Below are 2,195 nucleotides of genomic sequence, written 5' to 3'. Positions count from 1 at the left end.
GCGTGACCGCCTCATATTTTGCACATCCTGTGAATAGTAGTGCTGTGCTTAGTGCCACTATGCTTAGTAACTTTACTCTCATATTGCGCTCCTTTTTTTAAGATTTTGGCACCAGAAATGGTGCCTTGTCTGTTCTGTTAATGATTGTCTCTGATTTTACCTATTGAAAATAAGGAATCAAATATACTATAAATTGCCAAAACAACTCCAATTGAGCCTATAACTATAAGAATCTCTCCCAAATGTGGATTTTGATAATTAAAGCTACTTGCTAACGAATAGAAATCATACTTTTCATATCCTGTACCAAATCTATCACTCATTGGGTTTGCATTACCACCATATACAAAAATATATCTCCCTATATAGCCTCCTATTATAACAAAAATAGATGTTAATACTGTTAAAAATGGCTTTCCTTCTCTAAAAACTAGTAAAAAAGGTAGGGCTAAAGTAAGTAGTATATATCCTCCAAAATACATTATTTTAAACTCACCAAAGAGAATAATAAGTGTCCAGTCTTTATCAACTGCCATGTAAGCAAATACTTCATATAGTGCCAAAATAGATATGAAAAAGAGCATTGCTCTTCTTATAAGCTCCATAAGGTGTTTGTACTCAGACTTTCCTTTGTGAACCAAATATGTCACTATACCCATAACTCCTAGAGATGAAACAAATGCTGAAATAATAAAATAGAACATCAATCCTGGAAATTCTGTCCACAAATGACGAGCGGTGTTCATTGAAAATAGCTTTGCCTGAATATAATACTCCACAAGGTCGACGCCAATACTCATAATAAGAATAGGAAGAGCTAATCTTCTTGCTAGCTCTCTCTTCTTAGTTAATACTAGATATATTTCAAATAGAACAAAAGGGATATATATACTATATAAAGGCAGCATTAACCACATACCTGCACCAATATTTGGAGAAGTAAACATACTTAGCATATTTAAAATATTTAAATCAGTGGCAATTGTAAAAAGTCCTGCAAATACCATAGAAATACCAGCTACCATAAACGCTGCTGCAACTTTCTCTACTATATGAAATTTCATAAGCTCTGCAAGCGCAACTAAAAATATAACTCCACTACCTGTATATATCATATACATATAATTAACAATAAAAAGAGTCCAAGGGGTTTCTCTGCTAACCTCTCCGACGGAGCCAAATACAGCAAGCCTCATCGCCTCTCTAAGCTCAGGATTTGTAGGGTCCAATCCAGAAGCATGCGCATTTGCTGCTTCACTAAAGTATCTCATTTCAACAATTTCATAAATGCCAAAAAATGCCAACCCTAACAAAATATATGCTATCAACATAACTTTATTGAACAAAAGACTAAATATACTTACTCTATTAATTTCAAGACCTAAAATTTCTATCTTTTCCATTCTTTACTCCTTTTGTCTCTTGCTGCATCATACTTTGGTTTAAAATCATCCCATGTGTGAATTACTGTGTTGTGAGAAATGCTCTGTCTTGCATATGACTCGTTATCTGGGACTATATAAAAGAGCTTAGGAAGTGTTCCCGCTGATTCTTTTTGAAAGAAGAATTTCTTTGTTTTAAGTAGTTGAACAATATCACTATCTTCATCATCTAAATCACCAAATAGCCTAACTTTAGTAGGACATGTTGCTTGACAAGCAGTCGTGCCATACTCATCTATACGGTGGTCACAGAATGTACACTTATCAACTGCTACCATTGTATCATCTACAAATCTAGCATCATAAGGACAAGCTTCCATACAACCTTTACATAAAATACACTTGCTTGGATCTACTTTAACAATTCCTCCATCAACAATATGACTTGCATATGTAGGGCAAACACTTACGCAAGGTGCATCAATACAGTGGTTACACTGAGAAGGGTAAAGATTTAAATATGGTTTACCAAATATAGTTCCTTCAGTAATGCCCACCCAAATACGCTGCTTATCAGCTCCAAGTTGTACGCCGTTTTCTTCCTTACATGCCGTCTCACATGCTTTACAATTTATACAATTTTGATAATTAAGTGCCATTGCGTAATTCATTTTATTGTCCCCTTTACCTCGAACAAGTCCGAGTTAAATTCCTCGCGACTAAAGCTTATGCTTTGCATAGAATTGCTCTTATTGATTATCTCTTCCACCTCGAACAAGTCCGAGTTAAATTCCTCGCGACTAAAGCTTATGC

The 2,195-nt window shown here is 35.0% G+C and carries 2 protein-coding genes; both read right to left on the bottom strand.

All coding sequences use genetic code 11. The features are described from left to right. Window positions 1-137: 137 nt before the first annotated feature. Complete coding sequence (locus MV052_RS02955) at window positions 138-1,403, bottom strand: polysulfide reductase (RefSeq protein ID WP_297440828.1); 1,266 nt, start codon at window positions 1,401-1,403, stop codon at window positions 138-140. Then, window positions 1,391-2,053, bottom strand: coding sequence for a 4Fe-4S dicluster domain-containing protein (locus tag MV052_RS02950; RefSeq protein WP_297440826.1), 663 nt, complete (start codon window positions 2,051-2,053; stop codon window positions 1,391-1,393). The genes MV052_RS02955 and MV052_RS02950 overlap by 13 nt, the downstream gene beginning before the upstream one ends. Between the last annotated feature and the right edge of the window lie 142 nt (window positions 2,054-2,195).

Origin of the sequence: Sulfurimonas sp., assembly GCF_026988655.1 — a bacterium.
GTDB lineage: Bacteria > Campylobacterota > Campylobacteria > Campylobacterales > Sulfurimonadaceae > Sulfurimonas.
Note: the sequence above shows the minus strand (reverse complement) of the source record. Positions and strands in the feature narration are given on the sequence as shown.

Bases quoted from the DNA above. Each gene is read 5' to 3' on its own strand.
- MV052_RS02955 (WP_297440828.1), bottom strand. From the start codon at position 1,403: ATGGAAAAGATAGAAATTTTAGGTCTTGAAATTAATAGAGTAAGTATA.
- MV052_RS02950 (WP_297440826.1), bottom strand. From the start codon at position 2,053: ATGAATTACGCAATGGCACTTAATTATCAAAATTGTATAAATTGTAAA.